The sequence below is a fragment of the Streptomyces inhibens genome, assembly GCF_003389455.1.
GTDB lineage: Bacteria > Actinomycetota > Actinomycetes > Streptomycetales > Streptomycetaceae > Streptomyces > Streptomyces inhibens.
Window position 1 is genome coordinate 1 of the sequence record NZ_QUAC01000305.1, and the last position, 2,056, is coordinate 2,056.

Here is a 2,056-nt window from a genome sequence, read left to right on the forward strand (position 1 = left end):
CGGGGGGCTCGGGGGTGGTGGGCCGGTGGGTGACGCCGGTGTGTCGCGGGGCTGACGTGCGGGGGGCGGGGGCGGGGGGAGGGTGTTGCGGTACGGCATAGGCTGTGCCTCAAAGCCAGCTTCAGCCAGGGGGCAACCGCGATGACGACAGGTCGGCAGGCGGCGGGACATGCCGCGCCACCGAATACGGCCTATGCCGGGCAGGTTGTGCATTTCCCGGACCCGGTTCGTGCCGCGCGGTATCCCGCGGGGGTGCGGATGGACGGGCGGGGCTTCCCGGAGTTCTCGCCGTATGCCCGGGCGGCGGCGGAGATTGCCGAGCCGCCGGAGGGTTTCGGCGTCGATGAGCTGCGGCTGACGGATTATGTGTCGGCGAATGCCGCGCTGCATGCGCAGGGGCATGAGCTGTGGATAGATGTGCCGGCGGTGGCGACGCCGCACGGCTGGACCTGGCATCACGTGGCCGGTACCCGGCGGATGGAGCTGGTTCCGGTCGAAGTGAAGGCGCTGTTGCGGCATCACGGTGGGCTGGCGACGGCTGCTGTGGAGCACGGCAAGCGCGGTACGCGGCCGTTGCAGGAGACCCGGCCGGTGCATTTCGGGCTGCCGCACCGTGATCTGTCGGTGGGTGAGGAGCAGGTGGCGCAGGCCGAGGAGGCGCTGGGCTATCGGCTGCCGGGTGCGTACCGGTCGTTCCTGAAGGCGGCGGGCGGGTGCGCGCCGGTGGGTGCGGCGCTCGACGCGGAGTTGGGGCTGCTGGTGGACCAGCCGTTCTTCACGGTGCGGGACGACGCGGCGGTCAACGATCTGGTCTATGTGAACAAGTGTCTGCGGGACCATTTCACCAAGGACTATCTGGGCGTGGCGTTCGTGCAGGGCGGTGTGGTCGCGGTGAAGGTGCGTGGCGAGGCGCTCGGTTCGGTGTGGTTCTGCCCGTATGACGATGCGCGGGATCAGGACGGGTGGACGGTGCAGGAGCGGGTGGAGCGGCTGTTGTTGCCGTGCGGTGCGGATTTTGACGAGTTCCTGCTGCGGCTGGCGGGGAATCCGCCGGAGCTGGAGACCGTGGCGAACCTGATGGTGGACGGCGGTTTCGCGTACGCCGTCGCGGTGGGGGGTTGAGCGCGGTGGTGACGTTCGCGCAGGCGCAGGAGCGCGCGGAGCGGTGGGTGAACGGCGAGGTGCCGGCGCCGCTCCATCGTGAGGTGCGGGTGCGGGAGTTCGATCTGGGTTTTGTGGCCTGGGCGGAGGACCGTGAGGGGGGTCCGGCGACGGATGGCGGCCGGGCGCGGCTGGTGATCGCGCGGGACAGCGGGGAGACGACGCTGTGGCCGGGGCTGCCGGTGGGTGAGGTGATCCGGCGGTACGAGGAGGAGTACGGCGCTCCCGTGGACGGCGGGTACGGCGCGGCCGAGGCTGCGCCGCAGCGGATCGATCTGGAGGCGACGTCGTTTCTGCTGACGCCGCCGGAGTGGCTTCAGGAGGCGGCGGACGCGATCGGCCTTCCGGACCGGCGGGGTGAGGGGGGCGCGGCGTCGGGTGCCGGCCCGGCTCCTTCGGCGCCTTCGCGGGCCGAGGTGCCGTCGCAGGCTGCTGCGCCGTCGGCTGCGGATGCCTGGGCCGAGGTGAGTGTGAACGGCGCCGAGGGCGGGGTCACGCAGCTCGGCGGGGATGCGGTGGAGGCGGGTGCCGGCGTTGCCGCGCCGGCCGGGTCTGCCGTTCCGTCGGGTGCGGCGACGCCGTGGGCCGGGGCGGACACGACCGCCGAGGTGGGGTCCGAGGACCGGTCGGTGGGGCTGCCCGCGACGGTCTTCGCGCCGCCGCTGGCCGGTTTCGACGAGGAGGACGACGCTCCCTCGACGCCGAGGGCGCGGCCGGATGCGAAGACCGAACTGCTGCGCGGCGGCAGTCAGTTGCCGCGTACGCAGGTTGCGCCCGCGCTGGATCTGCCGGACGGGGCCGCGCCGCAGGGCGCTGCGGCCGGCGGGCCCGTACCGCCGCCGATGCCGCCGGCGCCGCCCGCGGTGGGGGGACTGCCGGATCTGCCGCCGCCGTC

Annotated in this window: 1 protein-coding gene and 1 pseudogene; both read left to right on the plus strand. The window is 73.2% G+C overall.

The genetic code is table 11. The features are described 5' to 3' along the window. Positions 1 to 141 precede the first annotated feature (141 nt). Positions 142 to 1,122, plus strand: a complete 981-nt coding sequence (locus tag DY245_RS33105) for an SMI1/KNR4 family protein (RefSeq protein WP_128510852.1) — start codon at positions 142 to 144, stop codon at positions 1,120 to 1,122. A 5-nt stretch (positions 1,123 to 1,127) separates the two neighbouring features. After that, positions 1,128 to 2,056: pseudogene (locus tag DY245_RS33110) on the plus strand (SUKH-4 family immunity protein); the annotation flags it as partial.